At 54.1% G+C, this 233-nt stretch carries 1 tRNA gene; it reads right to left on the reverse strand.

Annotation, left to right across the window (positions count from 1 at the left end):
* Positions 1-2 precede the first annotated feature (2 nt).
* Positions 3-78: transfer RNA gene (locus OGY35_RS01040), tRNA-Gly, on the reverse strand.
* Positions 79-233 lie beyond the last annotated feature (155 nt).

A 233-nucleotide genomic window follows, 5' to 3' on the forward strand; every position in this document is an offset into this window, starting at 1 on the left:
TTTGGAGCGGGAAACGAGACTCGAACTCGCGACCCCGACCTTGGCAAGGTCGTGCTCTACCAACTGAGCTATTCCCGCATAATCTTTGTCTTTCGAACCGCTACGGCGTTGGCCGCCTTGTCGCAATTCGAAATCCTGCGATTAGGTGTGTCTGTGCTAAACAAGCACTTTCAAATTTTGGAGCGGGAAACGAGACTCGAACTCGCGACCCCGACCTTGGCAAGGTCGTGCTC

It is taken from the genome of Citrobacter sp. Ct235 (genome assembly GCF_030332305.1).
GTDB lineage: Bacteria > Pseudomonadota > Gammaproteobacteria > Enterobacterales > Enterobacteriaceae > Citrobacter_A > Citrobacter_A telavivensis.